The organism is Actinotignum schaalii (genome assembly GCF_028864145.1).
GTDB classification, from domain to species: Bacteria; Actinomycetota; Actinomycetes; order Actinomycetales; family Actinomycetaceae; genus Actinotignum; species Actinotignum schaalii_B.
On record NZ_JARBHJ010000025.1, the window covers coordinates 1 to 24,364 of the forward strand.

14 protein-coding genes are annotated in these 24,364 nt (G+C 59.9%); 7 read left to right on the top strand and 7 right to left on the bottom strand.

The window, feature by feature from the left end; translation table 11 throughout:
- Window positions 1-262 precede the first annotated feature (262 nt).
- From PWJ82_RS06315 to PWJ82_RS06325, 3 genes are all read right to left on the bottom strand, one after another.
- A complete protein-coding gene (locus PWJ82_RS06315) occupies window positions 263-493 on the bottom strand; it encodes a hypothetical protein (protein WP_016442391.1) in 231 nt (76 codons plus the stop codon).
- A gap of 297 nt (window positions 494-790) precedes the next feature.
- Window positions 791-1,735 (bottom strand): acyl-CoA thioesterase, encoded by a 945-nt coding sequence (locus PWJ82_RS06320; protein WP_274735876.1) that lies wholly within the window; start codon window positions 1,733-1,735, stop codon window positions 791-793.
- A gap of 1 nt (window position 1,736) precedes the next feature.
- Window positions 1,737-4,487 (bottom strand): DNA methyltransferase, encoded by a 2,751-nt coding sequence (locus tag PWJ82_RS06325; protein WP_274735877.1) that lies wholly within the window; start codon window positions 4,485-4,487, stop codon window positions 1,737-1,739.
- A 305-nt stretch (window positions 4,488-4,792) separates the two neighbouring features.
- Here PWJ82_RS06325 and PWJ82_RS06330 point away from each other — a divergent pair, with 305 nt between their 5' ends.
- Entirely contained in the window at window positions 4,793-7,177 is a 2,385-nt protein-coding gene (locus tag PWJ82_RS06330; protein WP_274735878.1) for an AAA family ATPase, read from the top strand.
- Window positions 7,178-7,306: 129 nt separating this feature from the next.
- Here the strand turns inward: PWJ82_RS06330 and PWJ82_RS06335 are convergent, their stop codons facing one another.
- Window positions 7,307-8,005 carry a TetR/AcrR family transcriptional regulator gene (locus PWJ82_RS06335; RefSeq protein ID WP_274735880.1) on the bottom strand — a complete coding sequence of 233 codons (699 nt, stop codon included), beginning with the start codon at window positions 8,003-8,005 and terminating at the stop codon, window positions 7,307-7,309.
- Window positions 8,006-8,097: 92 nt separating this feature from the next.
- On the opposite strand from PWJ82_RS06335, the gene PWJ82_RS06340 reads away from it, so the two are divergent.
- On the top strand, window positions 8,098-9,351 hold the full coding sequence (locus PWJ82_RS06340; protein ID WP_274735881.1) for an MFS transporter: 1,254 nt from the start codon (window positions 8,098-8,100) through the stop codon (window positions 9,349-9,351).
- A gap of 174 nt (window positions 9,352-9,525) precedes the next feature.
- Here the strand turns inward: PWJ82_RS06340 and PWJ82_RS06345 are convergent, their stop codons facing one another.
- Window positions 9,526-11,184: a SulP family inorganic anion transporter gene (locus PWJ82_RS06345; RefSeq protein WP_274735882.1), complete on the bottom strand. Its 1,659-nt coding sequence runs from the start codon at window positions 11,182-11,184 to the stop codon at window positions 9,526-9,528.
- 292 nt (window positions 11,185-11,476) lie between these two features.
- On the opposite strand from PWJ82_RS06345, the gene PWJ82_RS06350 reads away from it, so the two are divergent.
- The 4 genes from PWJ82_RS06350 to PWJ82_RS06365 all read left to right on the top strand — a co-directional run bounded on the left by PWJ82_RS06350 (window position 11,477) and on the right by PWJ82_RS06365 (window position 19,470).
- On the top strand, window positions 11,477-12,838 hold the full coding sequence (locus tag PWJ82_RS06350; RefSeq protein ID WP_274735883.1) for an MFS transporter: 1,362 nt from the start codon (window positions 11,477-11,479) through the stop codon (window positions 12,836-12,838).
- A 242-nt stretch (window positions 12,839-13,080) separates the two neighbouring features.
- Window positions 13,081-15,237 carry a 4-alpha-glucanotransferase gene (gene malQ / locus PWJ82_RS06355; RefSeq protein ID WP_274735885.1) on the top strand — a complete coding sequence of 719 codons (2,157 nt, stop codon included), beginning with the start codon at window positions 13,081-13,083 and terminating at the stop codon, window positions 15,235-15,237.
- Window positions 15,238-15,506: 269 nt separating this feature from the next.
- Window positions 15,507-16,826: a sugar porter family MFS transporter gene (locus PWJ82_RS06360; RefSeq protein WP_274735887.1), complete on the top strand. Its 1,320-nt coding sequence runs from the start codon at window positions 15,507-15,509 to the stop codon at window positions 16,824-16,826.
- Window positions 16,827-16,980: 154 nt separating this feature from the next.
- Window positions 16,981-19,470: a LacI family DNA-binding transcriptional regulator gene (locus PWJ82_RS06365; RefSeq protein WP_274735888.1), complete on the top strand. Its 2,490-nt coding sequence runs from the start codon at window positions 16,981-16,983 to the stop codon at window positions 19,468-19,470.
- A 129-nt stretch (window positions 19,471-19,599) separates the two neighbouring features.
- Here PWJ82_RS06365 and PWJ82_RS06370 read toward each other — a convergent pair whose 3' ends face one another.
- Complete coding sequence (locus tag PWJ82_RS06370) at window positions 19,600-20,739, bottom strand: hypothetical protein (protein ID WP_274735889.1); 1,140 nt, start codon at window positions 20,737-20,739, stop codon at window positions 19,600-19,602.
- 272 nt (window positions 20,740-21,011) lie between these two features.
- Window positions 21,012-23,564 carry an aminopeptidase N gene (pepN, locus tag PWJ82_RS06375; protein WP_126135525.1) on the bottom strand — a complete coding sequence of 851 codons (2,553 nt, stop codon included), beginning with the start codon at window positions 23,562-23,564 and terminating at the stop codon, window positions 21,012-21,014.
- A 189-nt stretch (window positions 23,565-23,753) separates the two neighbouring features.
- Here pepN and PWJ82_RS06380 point away from each other — a divergent pair, with 189 nt between their 5' ends.
- Entirely contained in the window at window positions 23,754-24,350 is a 597-nt protein-coding gene (locus tag PWJ82_RS06380; RefSeq protein ID WP_274735890.1) for a DsbA family protein, read from the top strand.
- Window positions 24,351-24,364 lie beyond the last annotated feature (14 nt).

Consider the following 24,364-nt stretch of genomic DNA (forward strand, 5'->3'; position numbering starts at 1 on the left):
AGGAAATTATTGCTTGACCTGTGTCTGATATCCAGTCCTTATTAGTATCGAAACCAGACAATGACAATCATGATTCGAGAACACAGATACACCACTAACCAGGACTTGACCACGGATAGTGAGCAAATGAGCAACGTGAATATCACCCGACAGTCTTATTGCCGGAAAGGCTGCTTTTGCGACCGATTGCCTCGACAGCGAGAACCCGGGCTCAATCAGCTCTCCGATCCGCTGTAAGTGTGCGGCAAATTCATTAGCACGCTCATCCAATCGTGCGTTCACCACGGTACAACTCCTCGAAGCGATCCAGACCTACCATTTCGAAGTAGGCGTTAGTTTCTTTTGGCCCGAGCTGGTAGTTATCAGCGCGTAGGTCGAATTCTTCGCGGGTCATTCTGACCTCCTGCAAGATCTCTTCCTTGCGCTTGAGAACATCTTCAAGCGATGTGAACGTTAGATCTGGAAACAATTTACGTTCCCTATCAAAACTCATAGTGTCACTCCCTCAATCGCCTAGTGGAGAAGTGGTTACTTCTCCTTTTCCGCCATTCTTGCATGGCACAGAGCCACAAAAAAGAGCTATTTACCGACCTGTGGAAAAGCGCAACGTGAGCCGATTTTGTGGATAATTTCTACGCCGTTGCTTACAGCTAGGGAAGGAGGGAGCTCGTAGTGTTTTCGCTGCGAATATGGCGAAATATCGCGCGTAGCCGGCACCTGCCTCCTGATGTTCTCCCCTCAAGGCGCGAGATTACGACAGGCCATCCTGGAATCAGGTGTATTGCTTTCCTTAGTTGAGGGCCGGTAGCGGCACCCGGACCATGCCTTCTTGGCTCATGGAGGCAATATGGCGGCCGTCCTGGAAGAACTTTGCGTTCACCAGGGCGCGCCCGTTCTGCGCGGAAACGCATTCCATCTCCGCCAAAATCCACTCCGACATATCAAAATTGCGATGCCACCAGATCGCATGATCGAGGGTCGCCACCGAAATCCCGCGGGAAAGCCAGGCCAAGCCGAGGGCCCGCAAGGCCGGCTCCAACATGAACTGATCCGCAGAATAGCCGAGCATCGCCCGCTGGAGAGTACGTGAGGTCCCCTCCGGCATCGGCGAACGCGCCCGCAGCCACAGGTGCTGGCGCGGGGACCGCCCCGGATCCGGCCGCAGGTAGATATCGCCTTCCACCCGCCGCATATCAATCCCGTTCGTGGACGACATCACCTTCGCAAACACATTATCGAGCGCCCCGAAGAAATCCACCGAAGAAGGCAGCCCCTCCGGCCCGGGAACATCCGGCATGGAGGAAGCCAGCGTAGGCCCGGGCTGGCGCAACTGGAACGACACCCGCGCCGTGAAAATCAAACGGTCACCCTGATACGCGGTGACATTCCGGGTAGAGAAGGAGCGCAGATCGTTGATCTCCTCAACCTGGAATTCGATAGGCTCATCCAGGTGCCCGGCCCGCTGAAACGCCGCGGTAATGGAATGCGCCAGCCGCTCATCCTCACCGATGCCAAGCGAGCGCTGCACATCATCAGCCGCCGCCATCGTGGCCTGCCCGAGCACCTGCCCGCCGTAGACTTTCCCGGTGATCTGCACCAGGTTCTGGCCGCGATACCGCCCCGTCCCGCAGCGCTCCAGCCGCAGATTATTGAGAATCGACGCCAAGGGCTCGGTGTGCGTTTCCGGTATATCGATGCGGTGCATATCTTCCTCACTCCCGGCGGCGCGCGCCACGCTACTTTCCCTCTGCCGCAACTAACTGCTGATATTTCTCAAATAGGACGGCCAGCCGCTCCTCATCAGAGGCAAAGGGCTTGTTGCGATAAAGTCTATCGACTGCCTCGTCAATTTTTTCGTGTGCTTCGCGGAGGTTGCGTGGCATGAGGTCCGGGTCGTAGAGCTCAGCTAAGGTTTTTTCACAGTGGTATTCGCGTACATCGAGTACGCGTAGCGCGCGTTTCGTGAGTTCTTCTTTCGACGACGCCGATAACTCTGGCACGGGGAAATTGTTGTAAACAATCGTGCTGGAATAACTCACACTCATCCCCAATCGTCCGCACACTGCCTTTACCCAAACGTTGTGCGTTCTGGATGTCAATATTGCAAAGAGCCATGGTTCGGCATCATAAATAACTTGACCTTTGTTTGATACAACTGTATCTGCATCCAGGTAACCGATAGGGATGTAGTCTCGTCGCTCTGAAGAAACCTCGGGGACGATAATAGAATCCGTGGCTTTATAACGGACTTCCCCGAAACGCCAAGGGATAGCGGCGAATTCCTGGGTCTGCTTCTTCGTGCTGGACGAGCGCATGACGGAAACGCGGTCGAGGCGTCGCTTCACTTCCGGAATCTCGGCTGCTTCGCGCCGGTTTTCCTCCGTCAGCCACAGGCAGTAGCGGTCTTTCCCGTTGATGTAATCGTCAGCTCCTACGAACTGCTTGATGATATCGGAAAGCTCGGGGTGGCTGACGAGGAGATCTTCGGCTTCCTGATCCGAAAGGATGAGGTTACCGCCGTCGGTGGGCTTGGAACCGTAGCTCATTTTTGGTAGTTCGCGGGAGAGCGCCTTGGTACGTGCTGTTACGTAGGTATCGCTACCCGCAAGGAGATAGGCGTTAATATTCTCAACCGGAGTTCGCACCAGATCCGTGAAGAGGTATTTCGGCTCGGAAGATTCATTACGCAGGCTAATAACTGCCACGGTCACCCCGGCATTATGGGAGGCATTATTGCTCCACTTGAAGGAGGTGTAGGCGTAGCCGATTTCAATACCACCCGTGAAAACATGGGGGTGGAGCAAGGCAACCTGCTCACCCTGAGTGATGGAATTCGTGGTTACGAAAGCGAGCTTGGCCCGGCTGTCGCGAATGTAATTCGCGCCCTTAATGAACCACAGGGCAACATAATCAAGCTTCTTCGGATACTTTGCGCTATCGAAAACATAGGCGAAGTCATCCTTCTGATCCTTGGTCTGGTACGTACTTCCTACATAAGGTGGATTTCCGATAACGTAAATTTCATCTGTTCCGTTATTGGGGCAGACCTCGTTCCAGTCGATACGGGTGGCATTACCGTGCACAATATGCCCGGTTTCCTTGAGCGGGATGAGGGGAATATCCACGCCGAATTTCTCCGCGAATTCCTCATTCATCTGGTGCTTGGCAATCCACAGGGAAAGAATCGCCATTTCCACCGAGACGTCATCGATTTCGATGCCGTAGAAGTTCTCAATATTGATAACCGAAGAAGCCAAACCCAGGGTAGCCGCACCCAGCTTTTCTTCCTCACCCATCCCCAGCAAAGACCAGGAACCCGAGGTGGAGAGGCTATCAATACGCTCGAGGATTCTGTGCTCCAGCTGGCGCAGCGCTTTATAAGCAATAACTAGGAAATTTCCGCTGCCGCATCCGGGATCGAATACCTTAATGCTTTGGATACGAGCCAGCAGATCCCGCAGTTTCTTCACCGAGTTAGCGGCGGCATCGTATTGCTTTTCCAGCTCGTCCAGAAAGAGCGGGCGGATGGTTTTGAGAATATTTGGAACCGAGGTGTAGTGCTGGCCCAGGTTGGCGCGCTGCTGCTTATCGACCACGCCCTGGAACATAGAACCGAAAATATCAGGGTTGATTTCTGACCAGTCCAGGGTGCCGAGCCGCAAGAGGGAGTCCCGGGCCGCCATGGTGAAGTGGGGGACCGCCAAAGAGGCGTCGTCGTCGTTATTAATACGGAAAAGGCGCCCGTTGACGTACGGGAAGTCTTGCAGGTAGACGGGTTTATCCGCGGCGTTCGGGGTGTCGAGGGCGCGGAAGAGCGTGCGTAGGAATTCCGCGGTGTCCGAGCCGTCGCGTGCGGTGAAGGAGCCGATGGCGCTGGTGAACTGGCCGCGCGCGAAAATGCCGGTGTCCTCCGCGAAGAAACAGAAAAGGAGGCGGGTGAAGAAAATATTGAGGCCGTGGCGGGACGCGGCGTCGGTGAGCATATCGGGGCTGGCTTCGAGGAGGTCGTCGTAGAGCTTGCTCATGTGTTCGGCGGCGCGGCGGTCCGCTTTGGTATCCGAGGCGAAATCGCGGCGCTCCATATTCGCCCACGGCAGGAAGAACGTGATGTTTTTGTCGATATGCGCGAGCGGGGTGATGAGGGAATCACCCGTTTTCGTATCGAAGGCGGCGAGGCTGGTGTAATCGGTGGCAATAACGAAACGGGTGTTGTAGCGGATCGCGGTGTCGCTGGTTTTGAGGTCGAGGGCCGCGGCGGCGAGGTCGCCGGTGGTTTCGCGGATATACAGCTTGTTTTTCCACGCGATTTCGTGTTCTCGGTCGGCCGCAACGTTGATCGAGCTGGCGGTGGTGGACCGCAGGCGGGCGATGGAAGATTTTGAGATACCGTAAGCGCGCAGCAGGTCAAAGAAGAAATCGCGAGTGTAGCTGGGTTGGCCGGCCAGCGCGCGCACGCTTTCCTCGATGGTGGATAGGGTCAGTGCCACGCGCGGCTCCTTTCACGGCGGGCCCGGGCGCGCGGGTGCGGCCGGGGTGGTATGGGACTATCTTAGGCGGTGGCCCTGAAATTGCTCCTCAGGCATCCGACAGGTTTCCGAAGCTTAGAGCACCTATCTTGAGACAGCCGGTTCTGTGCGGATTTCTTCGGCTTAATTCGGGATGTAATATCTAATCAAACGAGAAGGAACCTGGACCACTCCGGGATTTCAGCTCAATCATGACTGGCTTTGAGGCTAAGTAATCGATAAGTATCGGCAAGTTGCGGGGCAGCGTACCCAACGAAGGGGCAGAAATGAAGATTTTAAAGATCGATAAAATGAGAAACTGTGGATTTTTTGAAGATTTCAAGTGGCCTGAAGGGTTAGAAAGCTTTGAACGTGTCAACGTGATCTATGGTCCTAATGGCTCGGGAAAGTCCTCATTTTCCAGAGCGTTTGAGGAACTACTTGACGCCGACCCAGAGGACTCAGATGAGAAAGAGTTCACGTTCACAGTAAGTGATGGTAGTGGGAAAGAGTGGCCGTTCTCTAGTAAGCGTGCCGGTGATTTCGCTGATCGTGTCTTTGTTTACAGTGACTCATACGTTGAGAAAGGGCACTTGTTCCGCAGTGATCCGACGTTAGAATCTGTGCTCACAGTTGGGGAAAGGACGGTCGAAGAGGAAAGGGAGCTCGAAGAAATCCTGAAAAAGCTAAATGATAAAGAAGGCGAATTGAAGGGTGATATTGATCGAAAAAAGAAAATGGAAAAGGAGTTAAACCGCATCTATTCGTCAGTGTCGGATCTGGTTGTGAATGCGAATGCGGCAGCCGGGGGGCGTTGGAAGAGCAAAAATGCGTATAACGTAACTAAGGTCAGGGAGGCTTTCGAAGAAAGATTTCCAAGATGGATTGAACTTACCGAGGAGCAACTAAGGGAAAAAACTTCTCTCATCAATATGCCGAAGATGGATCTCCTGAACATTCCCTTGGGTGACTTTGGTGGTGATTATTTTTCTATTGAACGGCTAGAGAGTTTGCTCCTGGAATCTCCTGTTTCGAAGATGCTAGATACCTTGGAGAAATATCCGGAAGCAAGCAGATGGGTCCAAGACGGTCTCGAATTGCATAGCGGAGTAGAGGAATGTATTTTCTGTGGGGGCGCACTAACGGAGGCTAGAAAGGGAGACATAGCTCAGCATTTCTCGCGTGCGGTAGAAGAACTTCAGGAGAATTTACAATCGGCAATTGATCAAATGGTAGCGATTAAAACGCAGTATTTGGACATGTTGAATGCTCTGCCTGACAGTAGACTTCTTACGAAACAACTACAAAGTTCTTTTGAAACCGCAAGGGATGTTGTTGAAAGCGATGTTAAATCATTCCAAGCGGCGGTGGATGAAAATATTTTAATTGCAAAGCGCAAGATGGAGAACGTTCTGGCGGTCGTCGAAAATGCTGTAGTTAAATTTCCTGCAGTTGATCTTTCTCGGATTGCCTTGATCATTGTTGAACATAATCAACTTGTAAATAATAGGGACCGGCTTGTGGGGGGTGCGGCTAAGCAAATTGAAGAGCATTACTTAAAAGTAAACTTGAAGAATGTTCTGAGGTTGAAGGATGGGATTACGGAATGCGAGGAAAGCATTCGGGAGTTAGGAGATGTAATTGGAAGATTGGAAACAAGGCATGCAGCTCTCGTAAATAGAGAGGGGGATCCACTTCCGGCTGCTGGGACAATGACGGCGCGGGTGGCGGAGATTCTAGGTCGTTCCGAGTTGGAGTTTGAGACGATTTCCGACGGGAAGAGGTATCGTGTGATGCGAAACGGCAAGCCAGCAAGTGATCTCAGTACGGGTGAAAGATCGGTCATTATGCTGGTGTATTTCCTCGAAGAGGTTTCTAGCTATTGTAACCAGGGGAGTCCGATTGTCGTCATCGATGATCCAGTTTCTAGCATGGACTCAAACGTCTTTATGGGCATATCGACCTATATTTGGTCGAAAATGATCAATCGGCCAGAGGTTGATCAGTTATTTCTTTTGACTCATAATTATGAACTCTTTCGGCAGTGGGACATACAACTTGAGGCTGTTAAGAAGTATGTCGAACATAGGCTCTACGAGCTCTGCGCGGAGTACCGGAATCATGGTGGTGAGAAGGCTCGGCGAATGCCGAACCTTCAGGCTTGGCCGCCATCTCATTCGTCACGCAAGAAGGTGCGATCTAGTTATCACCATATGTTTATGTCTGTTGCGGCAGCAAAAAGGAAACTGGAAATAGACGACAGCTTAGATAATCGGATGGATGCTCAACTCCTATTTCCTAATGTGATCAGACGTCTTCTAGAGACCTTTTTAGCTTTTCGTTACCCTGGAGAGGTAGGAAACCTTACGAAAGCTATGAGCGAGGCGGAACATCGCTTAAAAGAGTCGGGTTACAAAGGGGATGTCGATGCCCTTAGACTGCGACTTACGCGCTATGCTCATGTTTACTCACATAGTGAAACGCCGGATTCTGGTGCGATAGTTCAGCCGGAAGAAATACGTACCGCCATGGCAGCAGTGTTCACCTTCATGGATGTACTTGACCCGGACCATTTCAAGGGGATGTGTGAGGCGCTTGATTTGGCGCGGGAGGATCTAATAAGAGGTCCGAAAGGATGGCGTACTGATATAAAGGTGTCTAGCGCAAGTTGAGCCTGCGCAATCGAAAAGGATACTCGGAATTAGTAGGTCGTTTCCCGTTCCTTCCCGCGCTGCTGAGGTAAACGCATAGGGTTTGCGAGTGACTGCTTCTTGAACTGCCTGGTGTGGGGTGTGCGTTAGTTAGTTAGTGCTTTCGCGGGGGAGGAGCGTTTGTTCCAGGCCCACCAGGAGAGCTTGCACCATGATGGTGAAGTATTCCTGGCTCATCTGGTTTTCGTGCTGCGGATCCGTGAGGGGCAGCAGGTAGTTGGTGAGCATATCGGCGAGCGCGGTGGAGGTGGCAGCCAGGGGTTGGGCCTGGGCAACCATGCTAACGAGGTCGTGGCGCTGCTCGCGGCGAGTGGGGCTGCGCAAATTACGCGCCGTGATCGCCCACAGGATTGTATTGATAATCATGGTGTAGGCCTGCGGGGCGTGATGGTGGAAACCGGCCTCGTGCAATTTTTCGAACGACGCTTCAAGGAGGGGGAGCATCTCCGCACTGAAATTGCCGTGCATCATCCGCTCCGTCACCCCCGGATGTTCAAGCAGAACCGGGCGGGCGTTCTGTGCCAGCGCCATGAACCACTCTTTCCACTCCAAGCTCTTTTCGGGCAGGGCGATGGAGCCGATGAGATGCGCGATCACGGCATCGACGATGGCGTCCCGATTGGCGAAGTAGTGGTAAATCACCGAAGGGGAGACCTTGAGCTCAAGCGCTAAATCGCGAATCGACCAATTTTCGATGCCGCGGTCACGGGAGAGGCCCTTGGCGGCCTGGCGAATTTTATCCTGGGTCAGGCCGACGCGCCGGCCGGTGTTCACGGATTTAGCGTGCATATGCCCAGCATATCGCCACCCTGCATTGACATTACTAGAACAGTGTTCTAGTGTGTGTGCCGTTCACCCATTACTTCTGAAAAGGAAGCGCTATGACCGACGCGAATACTCACCCGCAACCGGCAGCGGAACCGGAATTGGAGACTGGCTCGAAGAAGGGCCAGATCCCGGGCCTGTTCCCGTTATTCCTGACGGTACTGCTGGCCTATATGGGCCAGATGATTCTCAATCCGATTATTGCCCCGCTCTCGCGCGAAATTGGCCTGCAAGAATGGCATATCGGGGCGACGATCTCCCTGGCGGCCATCGTGCTTTCGCTCAGTTCAACCACGTGGGGGAGGGTCTCCCTGCGGCGGGGAACCCGCCCCATCCTGGTGACGGGGATGCTGGGCGCGGCAACCGCGCTCGCGGCCTTCGCGGTGGTGGCCTGGTTTGGCTTGCAAGGAGCGTTGGTTGGGAGTGCCCTGGTGATCGGGGTGGTGTTCACCCGGGGCCTGCTGTACGGCGGATCCATTGCCGCTATCACGCCCGCCGCCCAAACCTACATCATCACCCACACCTACAGTGAGGCGCAGCGAGTCAAAGGTGTGGGTATGCTGGGTGCCGCGCAAGGCTTCGCGACCATCCTCGGTGCGCTGGTGGGTGGGAGCCTGGCGGCCCTCGGCGGATTTATGCTGCCACTGGTAGTTATGCCGCTCATGATCCTGGCCGGGGTTGTGGTGCTGCTGGTGACCTTCAAGCCCACCCGGGGTGAAAAGAGGGTGGAGAAGCCTGCCAAAGTCAGCTATTTCGACCCGCGGGCATTCGCCTTCCTGGCCTGCGGATTCCTCATGTTCACCGTATTTTCCACCCTGACCACCGTGTTCGGCTTCCTGCTCCAAGACGCACTGGGACTGGAAGCGGCGGCCACCGCCGGATTTACGGCCTTGTGCATGTCCATTATGGGAGTGGTCATGATTATCGCCCAGGCCGCACTGGCGCCGCGGCTCGGCTGGAACGCGGTGCAGCTCTTCCGCCGCGGCCTGGTGATCTTCTTCGTAGCGATAGCCCTGCTGCTCTACCCGAGCCACCTGTGGATTTTCGTGCTGGCCTGCGTGCTGGCAGGGCTCGGCTCCGGCTTAGCGATGCCGGGCTATAACACCGCGCCCACCCTGAAGATGGAGCCGCACGAACAGGGCGGTATGGCCGGGCTCATTAACGCCAATAACGGCATGGCCTATGTGCTGGCCCCCGTTGCCTCCACGGCGCTCTACGGCATCGCGCCCTGGCTACCGATTGCGGTCTGCGTGGTGCTGCTGGCATTGGGCATCCTCATGAGTGCGGTGCATCCCTCATTTAGGCGGTAGCGGGGGAGGCGGCGTCGTCGTACCTATTTCGCACGCACGCGAAAAGGAGACGGGGCCTGGTTCGCGGGGTGGTGAGAAAAACGTCTCCCCTGGGACACTTCTACGAGAGGTGCGGGGAGTCCTGTCACCGGAAACGGTACCAGATATTGGGCGTGACCGGTAGCTGATAGGGGCCTACGTTTCTTCCACCGCGCGGAAACGTCCGGTGGCGGTGGAGCTGCCATTCGCGGCTACGATGCGGCGGGCCTGCGCCATCGCGCCGTCCATATCCGCGAAAAGATAGTCATCGATGCTGAGTTGGCCCAGTTCCATGCGCTGGGCCATCTCCTGCACCTGCTTGGGTAGGCCCTTGACCAGTACGGTATTTCCGGCATCGACCAGGCGATCCACCACCTGCGCCAGGGCTCGCACCCCGGTGGCGTCCACGATCCCGACGCGGGAGAGACGCAAAATCACCACATCCACGCCCGCCAGGCGCGGGATTTCACGCTCGATCCGGTCACCCACACCGAAAAACATGGTGCCATCCACCCGCAAAATAGCAATTTTCGGATCGGAAGGAAGATCCTCCCGGAAAATACCCGAACGGTTCGCCATGCGCCGCAACACCAGAATCCCGGAAATAATAATTCCCACGGTGATCGCCCAAATAATATCCAGACCCACCGTAATAATCGCCGTAATCACGAAAACGGAAGCGTCCGAGCGATTGGAACGCATGACCTGGCGCACCGTATCCGGATTAATCATGCGGTAGCAGGTCACCACCAGCACACCGGCAAGAACCGAGAGCGGAATGACTGAGACCGCGGCGCTCGCCAGATAGACCACCGCGATAAGAACCAGGGAATGAATAATCGCGGCCAGGCGCGAGCGCCCACCGGAACGCACATTCACGGCGGTGCGAACAATGGCGCCGGTGGCAGGCATGCCACCGAAAAGCCCGCAGCCCACCGAAGCCAGGCCCTGGCCCACCAGCTCCCGATCCGGAGAATAGCTACCGCCGCGCACCATCCCCGCCGCGATCCGCGCCGAGATGAGCGATTCAATACCCGCCAGAGCCGCCACCGCGAGCGCGCCCGGCGCCAGCGCGCTGAGCAGGCCCACGGAGATTTCGGGGACGACCGGGGCGGGGAGAGCGGAGGGAATGGTGCCGATGGTGGGCACCGTGAGGCCGGCAGCCCAGGCGATAATGCTCACCACCAGCACCGCGATGAGGGAACCGGGGAGCTTTTTCGAGATCTTCGTGCACACCGCGATAATGATGATGGCGGTCAGGCAGAGCAGCCCCGTGGTGAGCGCCGTTGCGGGAGCTATGCGGGTGAGGGCGTCGAAGGCGGCTGGCAGGGTGCTTAGCCCGGCGCGTGCCTCCACGCCGATAATATTCGGGACCTGCTGGAAGAAAAGAATGGCGGCAATGCCCACCGTGAAACCTTCGATAACCGGCCAGGGGATGAGGGAAACGGCGCGCCCCAAACCCAGCACTCCGGCCAGCAGAATCATGAGCCCCGCCATGAGGCACAGGAGCGGCACTACTCGCGCACCGTGCGTGGCGACGATGGGTGCCAGGATAACGGCCATGGCGCCGGTGGGCCCGGAGATCTGGTAATTAGAGCCGCCGAAGATTGCCGCGATGATTCCCGCCACGATCGCGGTAATGAGTCCGGCCTCCGCGCTCAGGCCGCTGGAAATAGCGAAAGCGAGGGCGAGGGGGAGGGCTACGATTCCCACCGTGACGCCCGCGGCAATATCCTGGCGCCAATACTTTTTGGTGGCACGCAGGTCATCGGCGCAGGGCAGCAGGGAACGCAGATGCGTGATAAAAGTGGGCACAAAAACCTTTCACAATCTCAGCATCTGAACAGGCCGTATCGCGTATACGTGGAGAGAGTGGCGCGCAAATAGTGCTGTTTCGCACCGATCGCGCTGTTTTATAGCGGTGGGCGTCAAGATGCGTGCTTGGTCGAACGAAGCCACCATAGCATATATGTCCATATTTTGAGACGGAGGTGTGCGGTCGCGCGCGGGGCGCCTTTTTGGTGGCGTTTTGAGACAGGACCTTAGGGTGAGATCTTGTGACGGCTCGGGTATTTTTTAGGACTTTCGACCCCGCTACAGTAAAACCATGAAAAAACGTAGCGCCGGGCTGGTTATTACTATTGCCGTCATTATCCTCGAACTTATCGGGGGAATGCAGACCTACCTCAACCAGCTTATTTTGCCGATCCTGGCGAAGGACCTGCACGCGCAAAACCTCTACGGCGTGATTATGGGAGTATCCGCGATTGCTTCCATGGCGGGGCTGCCCATCGGCGCGGCGCTGATGAATCGGATGCGGCTACCGCGCCTCCTCATGGGGGCCACCGTGTTCCTGGTGCTGGGCGCGTGCACCAGCGCCGCGGCGCCCCATATCTCGATATATCTTCTCGGGGCGGTGATCCGAGGCCTGGCCGGCTCCACCCTGGCGATGACCTCCATCGGTGCGGTGGCACTCGGCCTTTCCGGCCGCGCCCGGCGCCTCACCCTAGCTTTTTCCTCCGCCAGCTGGGTGGTTTCCTCCGTGGTAGGCCCGGCTTATGCGGCATGGGTGACGCACCTGCTGTCCTGGCGCTGGGCCATGCTCCTCTACCTGCCGCTCCTTCTGGTAGCCCGCTTCGTTATCGCCCTCAATCTTCAAACCGCAGGGGAACGCAAAGAATCACCTTTCTCCTATACCGCGCTTCTCCTTATCGTGGCGGGCGTGGGGATAACGATTATCCCCGCGGCCGGCCCGCTCAAGATCGTGCTCATGGTCATCGGGGTGGCGGTACTGGGCCGGGTGGCCGTGCTCCTCATGCCGCAGGGTACCTTCACGCAAAAAACACCCCGCCGCGCCGCACTGGCGGGAATGCTCTTCTTGACCGGTGGCTATTTTGCGGGAAATGAACTTGTTTCCCTCACGGCACACGACCTCTACCAGGCCGGCCCGGATGCCCTGGGCGTCATTATTATGGGCGGTGGCCTCGGATGGGCCGTTGTGGGCGTGGTCTGCGGTATTAAACCGGCCACCACCCGGCGCGGATATCAGCTCCGTGTTATTTTTGGCCTCGGTTTCATCGCGCTCGCGGCGCTCTTCTTCGCGGCGTGGATTTTCTCCGGGTGGCGCCCGGTATCAGCTACGCCTGTCTTCTGCATCGCGTGGACCCTTGCCGGGATAGGCATAGGCATCGCGTACCTGGACACTCTCAATATTTTCTTCGACGATCCGGATGAACCCGACGGTATCACCATCGAAGAGATGGCAAGCTCCGCGGTGATCGTGGAATCCCTGGCATCCACGATGTTCATCCCGCTCACCACCTCCATCGTGGCCCTGGCTTTCACATCGGGGGATGGAGTTTCTGCGCTGCCCTACGGAATAACCTGGCTGCTTATCGCGGTGAGTATTTTCCTCTCTTTCGGTTACCTCCGGCACACGTATCCCGCTCATCCCGCGTATCCGGCGTAGCCCGCGCGAAGGGCATAGCTACCCGCGGAGCGAATTTCCGCAGCTGTGGGGTGGTAACGGTGCCCGGCCCGGGGCCAACGGCGCGCGGCGGGGTGCCCGCGCCAGCTGCGCCGTCGTCGTCGCACCATCCCCACCGTGGCGCCAGATTCCACGCAAAGGCAACGGAGCAGATATTCTAGTAACCGGGCTCGCCACCGGAGGCGAGCAACCGGGGACACACGGGGAGACACAAGGAGGGAACCATGGCGGGTTCACCACCGCAGGATATGCTCAACCGCATCGCTGATGCATACGGAGTGGCAACGCATTATTGGAGTTTCGCGGGCGAATACGTGACGGTGGAGGCCGATACGCTTGTCGCGGTGCTCGCGGCCATGGGGATTGATACCTCCACTCCGGAAGCGGCGCAGGCGGCGCTGGACACGGTCGATAGCCGCGAATGGCGCCACGTGCTGCCCGCCACCACGGTGGTGCGCGAAGGTAACGAGCAGATCATCCGCGTGCACGTGCCCCACGGCGCGGCCGTCACCCTCACCTACGAACTAGAAGACGGCGCGGAACTACCCGCCGTACAGGCCGAAGATTTCGAACTGCCGCGCCTCATCGACGGCGCCATGATCGGCCGCGCCGCCTTCATCATCCCGGGCAATCTACCGCTGGGCTACCACACGGTGCGCGCCAAGGTCACCCCGCCGGCAGCGGGGGAGGAAGCCGCCACCTGGCATAGCGGGGCGCTTATCGTGGTGCCGGCGCGCCTGCCCGCTCCGGCAGAAAAAGGCGTGGCCGGCTGGGGCGTGATGAGCCAGCTTTACTCGGTGCGCTCGCGCGATTCCTGGGGGACGGGGGACACCGCGGACCTGGCCGAACTCGGCTCGCTTTTCGGCGGGCTGGGGGCGCAATTCGTGCTCATTAACCCGCTGCACGCCGCTGAACCGTGCGGGCAGCTCACGAACTCGCCGTATTTGCCGACGTCGCGCCGCTTCTTCAACCCCCTCTACATTCGCCCGGAAGACATCCGCGAAGTGGCCTATATGGACTCCGGCAAGCGCTCCATGGTTACGTGGGCGGGGCAGGCACCCAAGGAATCCTCGCTGCACAATACCCTGCTGGATCGCAGCGCCTGCTGGGAAGCCAAACGCAGCGCCCTCGAAGTGATTTACCGCGAACCTCGCAGCCACGCCCGCCAAGCCGATTTCGATGCGTTCCGGGCCGCCGAAGGGCAGGGCCTGGAAGATTTCGCGTTCTGGTGCGCGATGTTTGAGCGCTACGGCAAGCATTTCCCGGTCGGATGCGAGCGCCCCGATACCCTCGCCTCGCGCCGCGAACGCGCTGAACTAAGCGAACGCATTGATTTCTACTGCTGGTGCCAGTGGGTCATGGACCAGCAGCTGGAAGCCGCCCAGAAGGTGGCGCGCGATGCCGGTATGGGCATCGGCGTGGTGCACGACCTCGCGGTGGGGGTGCAGGCCTGCGGGGCGGATGCCTGGGCCAACCCGGATGCCTTCGCCAGCGGCGTGAGCGTGGGCTCCCCGCCCGATATGTACAACCAGCTCGGCCAAGACTGGTCCCCTCCGCCCTTCAACCCGGTGGAGCTGGACCGCCAGCACTACGCACCGGTGCGCGATATGGCCCGCACCGTCATGCGCCACGCCGGCGCGCTGCGCATCGACCACGTCATGGGATTCTTCCGGCTGTGGTGGATCCCGGCGGGCAATAAGCCGGTGGACGGCACCTACGTCTACTACAACCACGAAGCCCTCATCGGCGTACTCATGCTGGAAGCGGTGCGCTCGGGCACCTTCCTCATCGGGGAAGACCTGGGCAATGTGGAACCCTGGGTGCGTGATTTCCTCACCGAACGCGGGATTTTCGGCACCTCCGTCATGCTCTTCGAAAAAGAAGGGGAGGCCTTCCGGGCCCCCGAACACTACCGCAGCGCCTCCCTGGTCACGGTGGATACCCACGACCTGCCCCCGCTGGCCGGCTACCTGGCCGGTGAACACGTGGACCTGCGCGCCTCCCTGAATATCTTGGTGGAGCCGGTGGAGCAGGTGCGCGAAGAAGCCCGCCGCGAGCGCAGCGTGCTTATCGATACCCTGTGCGGCTGCGGGTTATTGGAGAGCCACGATCCCACCGAACGTGAGCTCATCGAGGCGATGCACTGCTATATTGCCCGCACCCCCGCCCAGCTCCAGGCCATCGCCCTGGTGGACGCGGTGGGCGAGCGGCGCACCCAAAACCAGCCCGGTACCGATACCGAGTACCCGAATTGGAAGATCCCGCTGGCCGACGGCACCGAATCCGTGGTCCTCACTGAGGATCTGGGTGAGCACCCCCGGCTGCGTTCCCTTATCGCCGCATACACGGCGGAATACGAGCGCTGCCACCCGCATAGCTAAGGCGGCTTGCGGGAACAAGCGGCTTCGCGGCTGTTTTTAAAGGTACGACGACGCAGGTAGGCCTGTCTCCTAAAATTTTCTCTTATTTTATGAGTCAGGCCATCATCTTTCCCAGCGCTTCTTCTTAGAGTGAATGCACCGGCCGGTCTGCCCCTTTCCCGAGTTGGAAACGGGGCACGGGGCAAGGAGCACGGCGCGCAACGGAAGCGCACCGTTCCCGCCATCGCAGCGCCAGCCACGATCAGCATTCTCAACGGTGAGGAGAGAACATGAAAAAACATCTCGTACCATTTTCGGCCACCGCCGCGTCACTCGGTGGCTTCCTCTTCGGTTTCGATACCGCGGTGATTTCCGGAACCACGGCAGCCCTCCAAGATAAATGGGATTTGAGTGCCGGGCAGCTGGGCTTCACAGTCTCCTGCGCCCTTATCGGTACCATTATCGGGGCGCTTTTCGGTGGCATCCCGGCCGATAAATGGGGCCGGCGCCCCGTCCTCAAAGGCGTGGCGGCCCTCTACCTCATCACCTCCGTGTGTGTGGCGGTGGCCAATAGCTGGGTATTCTTCCTCATCTTCCGCATGCTCGGCGGGATCGCGGTAGGGGCATCCTCGGTGATCGCTCCGCTGTATACAGCGGAGATTTCCCCGGCGGCACGGCGCGGAAAACTGGTGGCCACGGTGCAGCTTAATATCGTGATCGGCATTGTGGTGTCCTACTTCTCCAATTACATCATCGTCAAGATGATGCCGGTGGAACTGGGCTGGCGCTGGATGCTCGGTATTCAGGCGGTGCCTTCCCTCATCTTCCTCGCGGTGTGCTATTTCATCCCGGAAAGCCCGCGCTGGCTTTACACCCGCGGGCGCGACTCCGAATCACTGCGCGTCATGGAAGACCTGTGGGGTAAGAACGAAGCCGCCCAGGTGATGGAAAATATGCACAATGCTGCCCCGCACGCCGCGGCGACCGAGCCTTTCTTCTCGAAGCGCACCGCCCGCCCTATCACCATGGCGATCCTCATCGCCTTCTTCTCCCAGTTCGCGGGTACCAACGCGGTGCTCTACTACGCACCGTCCCTACTCCAGTCGGCCGGCATCGCCGGCGACGCCGCCTTCGCTTCCTCCATCCTGGTGGGGCTCACCAACCTAGCCTTCACCCTGCTGGGGCGTTCCCTCGTGGATAAGGTAGGGCGCCGCCCGCTGGTGACCCTGGGCGCTGGTATTGACATGGTGGCGCTGCTGGCCATCGCTGGAATCTTCTACTTCAACGGCTCGGAACTGTCCACCACCACCGGCATTATCGTGCTGGTTCTCATCATCGTGTTCATCGCCGCACTCGCGGTCGGTATCGGTTCGGTACTGTGGGTTTTCATCTCGGAGATCTTCCCGCCGGCCCACCGCGCGAACGGACAGGCCGTCGGTTCGGCCGCACACTGGGTGTCCGCCGCGATCATCTCCGGCACCTTCCCGGTGATGTTCCAAGCCTCGATGACTTTCACCTTCCTCTTCTACGCTGCGTGCATGCTCGGCGCGGTCATCTGGTCGCGGACTATGATGCCGGAGACGAAGGGAACTCTTCTCGAAGACGTGTAGCCCGGGCGGCGCCCATGGCGCGCCCGCGGTGCGGCGCCCCGTGCGCCCCGCGCCAAATGCGGTGCCCACGCACCGTGCGGATGGCGCGCCGACGGGTGGCGCGGCCCGCGTAGCGGGCCGCCGGCGTCGTCGTAAAAGAAAGTAAGGAGGAACAATGGCGGGCGTAGGGATGAAAGACGTGGCGAGCCGCGCCGGGGTGTCAATCACCACGGTGTCCCACGTGCTCAACGGGACCCGGAGGGTGGCCGAATCCACCCGGATGCGGGTGCTCGAGGCGGCAGCGGAGCTGGGCTATTCGAGTCCACGTACCGTCCGCTCCCTGCGCGCCGGTGCCTCGCCCGGAATCGCCATTGTGGGAACCCTGCTGGGCAACGCCGGGGGCACGGCCGTGGCCCTGGAATTGGCCCGCCAGGCCACCGACGCCGGCCTGGTGCCCTTCCTGCTGGATACCGGGGCGAATGTGCATACCGAAGAAGCGGCGCTCAGCGCCCTTATCGCGCACCGTCTGGACGCGGTTATTATCAGCCCCGTGCCCGGATGGCGCCGGCATTCACTGCCCCGGCTGCGCCGCCACGCCATCCCGTTCGCGGTGGTCAACGGGAATGACCCCGCCGTGGTGGCTCCGCAGGTAAGCACGGACTACCAGCAGGGGATCCGCGATATCACCGCACACCTCCTCGACCACGGGGTTCGCTACCCGGTGCTCTTCTACCCGGACCGGCGCATCGCCAACGGCTCGCAGCATATGCGCGGCTTCGAGGAAGCCCTGGTGGAACGGGGCCACCGGGTGACCCGCCACCAGCTGGTGGGCGCCCATTCCTCCCCGCGAGCAGTGCGCCGTCAGATCGCCCAGGTGCTCGACTCCTGCGCCCATATTGACGCCCTGGTACTGGGCAGCTCCGCTATGTGCGTGCCCGCCATGGCGGAGATACGGCGCCGCGGGCTGCTGCCCGGCCGCGATATCCGCCTGGCCGTTTTTGATGACTCGCATTTGCCTGAAGCCCAATCATTCCTGCGCGCCGTTGACCCGGTAGAAGAGGTTGCCGAGCGCGCCATTACCGAAATAACCCGCCTGCTCGGTGATTCGGATGCCGCCGCGGAGCGCCACCGTACCCGACTGGTGCCCTGCACCGTCATCACCGGGCCGAGCTGCGGCTGCCCCACGGCGCCGCAGGAAAGCTCAACGGCGGGAACCGACCAACATCGGCTCTATGCCGCAGCCCACGGGCGCCGTCACGCCGGCTGGGTACCCGACCGTGCCCTCCTCAACGATGAGGGACACAGTCGCTCCCCGCTGGCCGCCACGCCGCCCCCAACCCCCTCAACAAAGGAGGCAATCATGACACAGCTCGATCACTTCCCCGATCGTTTCTTCCCCGCCCTGCACGTACGCCCGAACTTCGGGTGGGTCAACGACCCCAACGGTATCCACAAGGTGGGCGATACCTGGCATATGTTCTACCAGTACAACCCCAAGGCGCCCTGGCATGACCACATCCATTGGGGGCATGCCACCTCTACCGACCTCGTCAATTGGACGGCACAGCCCATAGCGCTCAAGCCGCGTCCCGGCCAGCCCGATTCAGCCGGCTGCTGGTCCGGCGTGGGCACCGTGCACGAGGGCGTATCCTCGCTGCTCTACACTGCCGTCACCCGCGGGGATGGTCCCTCCGTGACGGTCCTAGCCGAGGAAAACGCTGACCGGAGCGGCTGGGAGCCCACCGCCGTCGTCGCCACCATGCCGCCCATCGAAAACGTACGCGCCATGCGCGACCCCTTCATTTTCCAGGTGGAGGGCACAACCTACGCCATCCACGGTGGCGGCTTTGAGGACGGCACCCCCGTGATCTTCCTCTACGAATGCTCCGATTGGCGCAACTGGCGCTACCTGGACACCCTCCTGGTGGGCGATGACCCGCTTGCCTCCATCTACGCACCGGCCTCTATCTGGGAATGCCCCCAGCTCATCCAGGTGGGAGACGCGTGGGTACTTATCGTTTCCCAGTGGGTGGAAGCGGAAACGCTCATGGACCACCTCACCGGGGTGGCCTACCTGGTGGGTGATCTGGATATGAGTGCCGGATACCCGCGCTTCGTGCCCCGTGCCGGCGGTGAATTCGATGCCGGGCCGGACTTCTACGCGCCGCAGTGCGTGGTGGACGGGGACCGCGTGCTCGCCTGGGGTTGGACCTGGGAAGGCTCGGACCGTACCGATGCCGATATCGACGCGTCGGGCTATAACGGTGCGCTGACCTACCCGCGCCAGGTGCGTATTTCCGACGGTCGCGTGTGGACCCAGCCGTCTCCCGAAATCTTCGCGCTGCGCGAGGGGGAGGGCGAGGCCGTGACCGAACTGCCTGAGCTGCATTCCTTCTCCCTGGACCTGGCGGGCAGCGGCACCATCTCGCTGCGCGATTCGGGAACGAATGAAGTGCTCTTCACCGCGGCTGTGCACGCGCCGGCCTCGCTATGGATGGACGGTTCCCTGGTGGAACTCTTCCAGGAGAACACCGCATCCTTCACCCAGCGCATTTACCCGCGCGGGCAGGTGCGGATGGAGGTGAGCGGCGATCTCCAGGTCACCTGCTACCCCCTCTCCGCCTTTAACAACGACGGCGCCCGGCTCCCGCGCGCCTTGCGTTAAGGGACGGTGCGGCACCGTGTAAAGCACCAGCACACAATAAGCGAAGCGGGGGATACCCACGGGTATCCGCCGCTTCGGCTTGTATTCGAGGTATCGCGCTTTCCCGCTAGATACCGGACTGGTGCTTAGTTACGTGCTCGCCGGAGCGCCAGCGCCCCACCTGCGCCGAGGAGCACCGTAGCCGCGCCAATAGCGCTGCCCAGCTCCGCACCGGAGTGGGCTAGCTGCGGTTTGGCTGCGCTGGCCGTGGGCCGTGCTGTTGCCGGGGATGCGGTGGGAGTCGCGGCGGCCGGAGCGGCCGCGGTGGAGGGAGCTGCCGGGGCGGCGGTGACGGCCGGGGGGGGCCGCTGGGCCGGTGGGCGGCGTCGTCGGAACAACTGGCGCGGAAGGCTGTGCCGGTTCAACCGGAGCCGACGGGGCGGGCTGCTCCGGCTGTGCCGGCAACGTGGGAAGCGGGCGCGCAAGGATCTCGGTGAGTTCCGCGATCTTCTTGTTGAGCGCGGCGGCGCGTTCGCTGAGAGTAGCCACGCGGGCCTGCGCTGCTTCGAGCGCCTTCGCTTTTTCTGCGACATCAGCGCGGGCCGGAGCGGCTGCCGCCTGAGCATCCTTGATTTGCTGGGCAAGCTCAGCTTGCATAGCCGGACACTGCCCCTGTGCGCCCCGCAGCTCCTCGATAAGCGGCTGAAGCTCATAAATCTGGGTATTGAGCTGCTGCTGTTGAGTGCGCAGCTGTTCGAGCTTCTTTTCCAGCGCGTCAATCTGAGCGCTGATATCCGTCACATCTGCCCCGGCCTGCTGCATCTTGCTGCGCTTGACCACCAGCGCGTTTTTCTCGTCGATGGTGGCGTACTCGGTTTCCTGAACTTCCTTGAGTGTGGTCCGAAGCTGAGCCAGCTTCTTTTCCTGGTTAGCTACGGCGGTGTCAAGCTTGCCGCATTCGGTTGTCAGTTCTTGCTGCTGGGCCAGAAGTGGTGCGAGGGGCGCCTCCTGGTCCGCCAGGCGCTGCCGGGCGGTGGTCAGGGATTCTTCCAGCTTCGGAAGCTTGTCCTGCTCCGCAGCGAGATCAGCGGTAACCCGAGCAAGCTCAGCTTCCGCGGCGGCCTTATCTTGTGCAGCCTTGTCCCTATCCGCCGCAGTTTTCTCCGCATCCACGCGGGAAAGATTGCTCGTAGGTGCCGCTGGTGTGGCCGGGGCAGCGAGCGCCGCGGCGGGAATAAAAATGGCTGTGGCCGCAGCAGCGGCAACAGCCAGGTAACTCGGGTGCTTCATCGGGGTACCTTCCTCTTCCTTGGATATATACGGTACGCACCACAAGTTTATAGCGAATTAATAAAAGGATATTGAGAAATGTGATGATATAAATATTCAGGAATGTGCGATATTCCCCACGGTGGTGTGTGGGGGTTCAGCGGTGCTGATCGTAAGGGTGAAGAGGAAGGATCAGTTGATTGAATGCAATGGTGCGGGAACTCAGTATGAGTCCCCGCACCATTGTTGTATGAGAGCAGTGGGCCAGCGGTCCGTGTTACCGGTTAATCCGCCTAGTTCCCAGCTTTCCGGTCAGCTTCCTGGTTGCGCACCGCGCGAGCGGTACCATCGACCACTTCGGAGACGATGCGCCGGCAGGCCGGAGCAGCATCCGTGGTGGCCAGCCATTCCTGACCGAGGGCCAGCAGGTCAACCCCAAGATCGGTACGGCCGGCCAGCTGGGCCGGGTAAGCGTACTCGAGCATATTCGAGGCGATCTCCACCGAGTTGTTATCCCACATTTCCTTGGCAACCGCGAAGTACTTCTCCGCGTACGCCCGTACGCTTTCCGCGGAGGATCGCCCGGTGCCCAGGGCGAGGTTGCGCTGGCGGGTATTGGTCTCCGGATGCACAATTTCTTCCCAGACCTTTTCCTTGGCCGCGCTATCAGGCAGCGCACCTTCGGCCTGGGCCGCGAAAATCTGCCCGAAGGAGGAAGAATCGCGGGCGAATTCGGCATCGATGGCGGCCTGATCGGCCCGCCCATTCGCTGCCAGCGCGATGAGGATATTCCAGCGCACTTCCTGGTCGACGTCGTACCCTTCCGGAACGGCCACGCCGTCGCGCCACCCGGCAATAAGAGCGAGCTGCTCGTCACTCACGGCCCGGCGCATCGCCGCACCCATGAGCTGGAGCTGGCGGTCGGAACCCGGTGCCGCGGTGAGCGCCAGTTCGAAAATACGCTCGGAAACGGCAGCGGCGAACTCCGCGCGGGTGGCCGGGTTGGAGTACAGCTCAACCGCGGAATGCAGGGAGCCGAGCACCACGCGCAATACAGTGCCATCGGTTTCGTCCGCCAGCACTGCCAAGGCGATATCGGCGTAGGTATGCGCATCGAGCTCGCCGTCGCGCATCATATCCATCGCCGCGAAGACCACCACGGAACGATCCAGGTGGTTATCGAACTTGTCGAGGTTCTCCAGCGCTACCCGGAAGGAATCAGCATCGAAGCGGATCTTGGCGTAACCCCAATCCTGGCTGTTGAGGAGGATGAGGTCGGGGCGTTCAGCACCCGCGAAGGAGGCGATCTCGGTGCGTTCACCGGCAATATCCACCCATTCGGACTTCACGCAACGCAGCGCGTCACCGTCCAGGTCATACCCGGCAATGCGGATACGGTGCGGGCGCAGGGAGGAGTTCGCGTCGTTCGTCTGAACCACGGTGAGGCGGTCGATCACCCCGCTGCTCGATTCGACTTCGGGACGCAGGGTGTTAACACCGGATTCTTCCAGCCACACCCGGGTCCATTCCTTGAGGTCACGCCCGGAGGACGCTTCCAGTTCGGTGAGCAGATCGCTGAGCGTGGCATTGCCCCACTTGTGCTTAGCAATATAGGCACGCACCCCGGCCAGGAATTGTTCTTGACCCACGTAGGCCACCAGCTGCTTGAGCACGGAGGCACCCTTGCCGTAGGTGATGCCATCAAAATTGACGAGCACATCTTCCAGATCGCGAATATCCGCGGCAATCGGGTGGGTGGAGGGAAGCTGATCCTGCTGGATCGCCCAGGTCTTTTCAGATGCGAGGAAGGTGGTCCAGGCATCCTTCCAGCGGGTGTTATTGGCAGCGGCCAGGTGGCTCATGAACTCCGCGAAAGATTCGTTGAGCCACAGGTCATCCCACCACTTCATGGTGACCAGGTCACCGAACCACATATGGGCCTGTTCGTGCAGGATGGTGATGGTACGCCGGTCGATAATCGCGCCGGTGGGCTTGGTGCGGAACACATAGGTTTCCACGATGGTCACCAGGCCCGGATGCTCCATGGCCCCGGCATTGTATTCGGGGCAGAACACCTGGTCGTACTTGCGGAACGGGTAGGGATGGCCGTAATTAGCTTCGTAGTAGTCAAATCCCTGGCGGGTGATGGTGAAAATCTCATCCGCATCCAGGTAGGGTGCCAGCGACTTGCGCGCGTACACACCCAGCGGAATATCGCGCCCGTCGATGGAATGGAAAGGCTCGCCTTCCACACCCTCGTAGGGGCCGGCCACAATCGCCACCAGGTAGGTGGATAGGCGCTCGGTGGGGGTGAAGTCCCAGCGGGCCTTGCCTTCGCCCAGGGCCACCGGCTCCGGGGTGGGGGACACGGAGAAGACTTTCCAGTTCTCCGGCGCGGTCACCGTGAAAGTGAAATTCGCTTTGAGATCAGGCTGCTCGAAATTCGCGAAGACCCGCCGCGCGTCCGCCACCTCAAACTGGGAGTAGAGGTAGACCTCACCGTCGGCCGGATCCACGTAGCGGTGCAGGCCCTCGCCGGTGCGCGAGTAGTACTGGGTGGATTCCACCCGCACCGTATTCTGCGCCGCGAGGTTGGGCAGCGGCAGGCGTGAATCCTGGTAGCTGGCCGGGTCGAGCTCCGCACCGTTAAGCACTACGCGCTCCACCGACTTCGCGATGAGGTCGAGGAACGTATCGGCACCCGGCGTTGCTTCAAAATCAATTTCGGTCACCGCCGCGAAGGTTTCCTCCCCGGTGGTTAGATCAAGTTCAATGCGGTAATTCTGCGTCGCTACGATCTGTGCGCGCTCCGCAGCTTCTGCGCGGGTGAGATTAGTCCCGGCCATCAAGCTTCCTTTCCTTGGCTTTCAGCACAATTTACGTGAAATCCTACCGGTTCTGGCGCGCCCGTGCCCGCCGTGCCCGCTTTCTGCCGCACTGTTCGCGCGCCGTTCGCGTACCGTTGCCCTGCCGTTTCAGTTTCGCTCATGGCGCGAGGCGCCCCGCGGCGCCCATTTTCACGCTTGGATAGAACCATGAGTACTCAGGTTGAATTTTGGTTTGATGCAACATGTCCGTGGACGTGGATTACTTCTCGCTGGGTCGCGGAGGTCGCCGCTGCCCGTGATTTCACCGTCACCTGGCGTCCTTTCTCCCTCGCCATTCTCAATGAGGGCAAAGATATTTCGGAGGAGTACCGCGCACATGTGGAAGAGGGCCGCGAAACAGCGCTTGTCGCCATGAAAATCGCCCAGCTGGAAGGTAACGAAAAAGTCGGCGAGTTCTACGCCGCTCTGGGCCAGGCTATTCACGAAGACCGGCGCCCCGTGGGGCGCGAGATTCTTGCCGAGGTGCTCGCTGCTCTCGGTGAAGGTAGCGAGTATTTGAACGACGCCGCACATTACGACGCCGCCCTCCGTGAGAGCGTGGCGGCCGGGCTGGCGCTCGTGGGTGATGAGGTCGGCGTGCCCATTATTTCATTTGACGGCGTGGCCTTCTTCGGCCCTGTCATCTCCCCGGCCCCGCACGGCGAGGCCGCCCTCGCCCTCTGGGACGGCTGCCTCGCCCTAGCTCGCACCCCCGGTTTCTTCGAGCTCAAGCGCTCGCGCACCACGGGGCCAATTTTTAGCTAGCCGCCGCCAGCGCC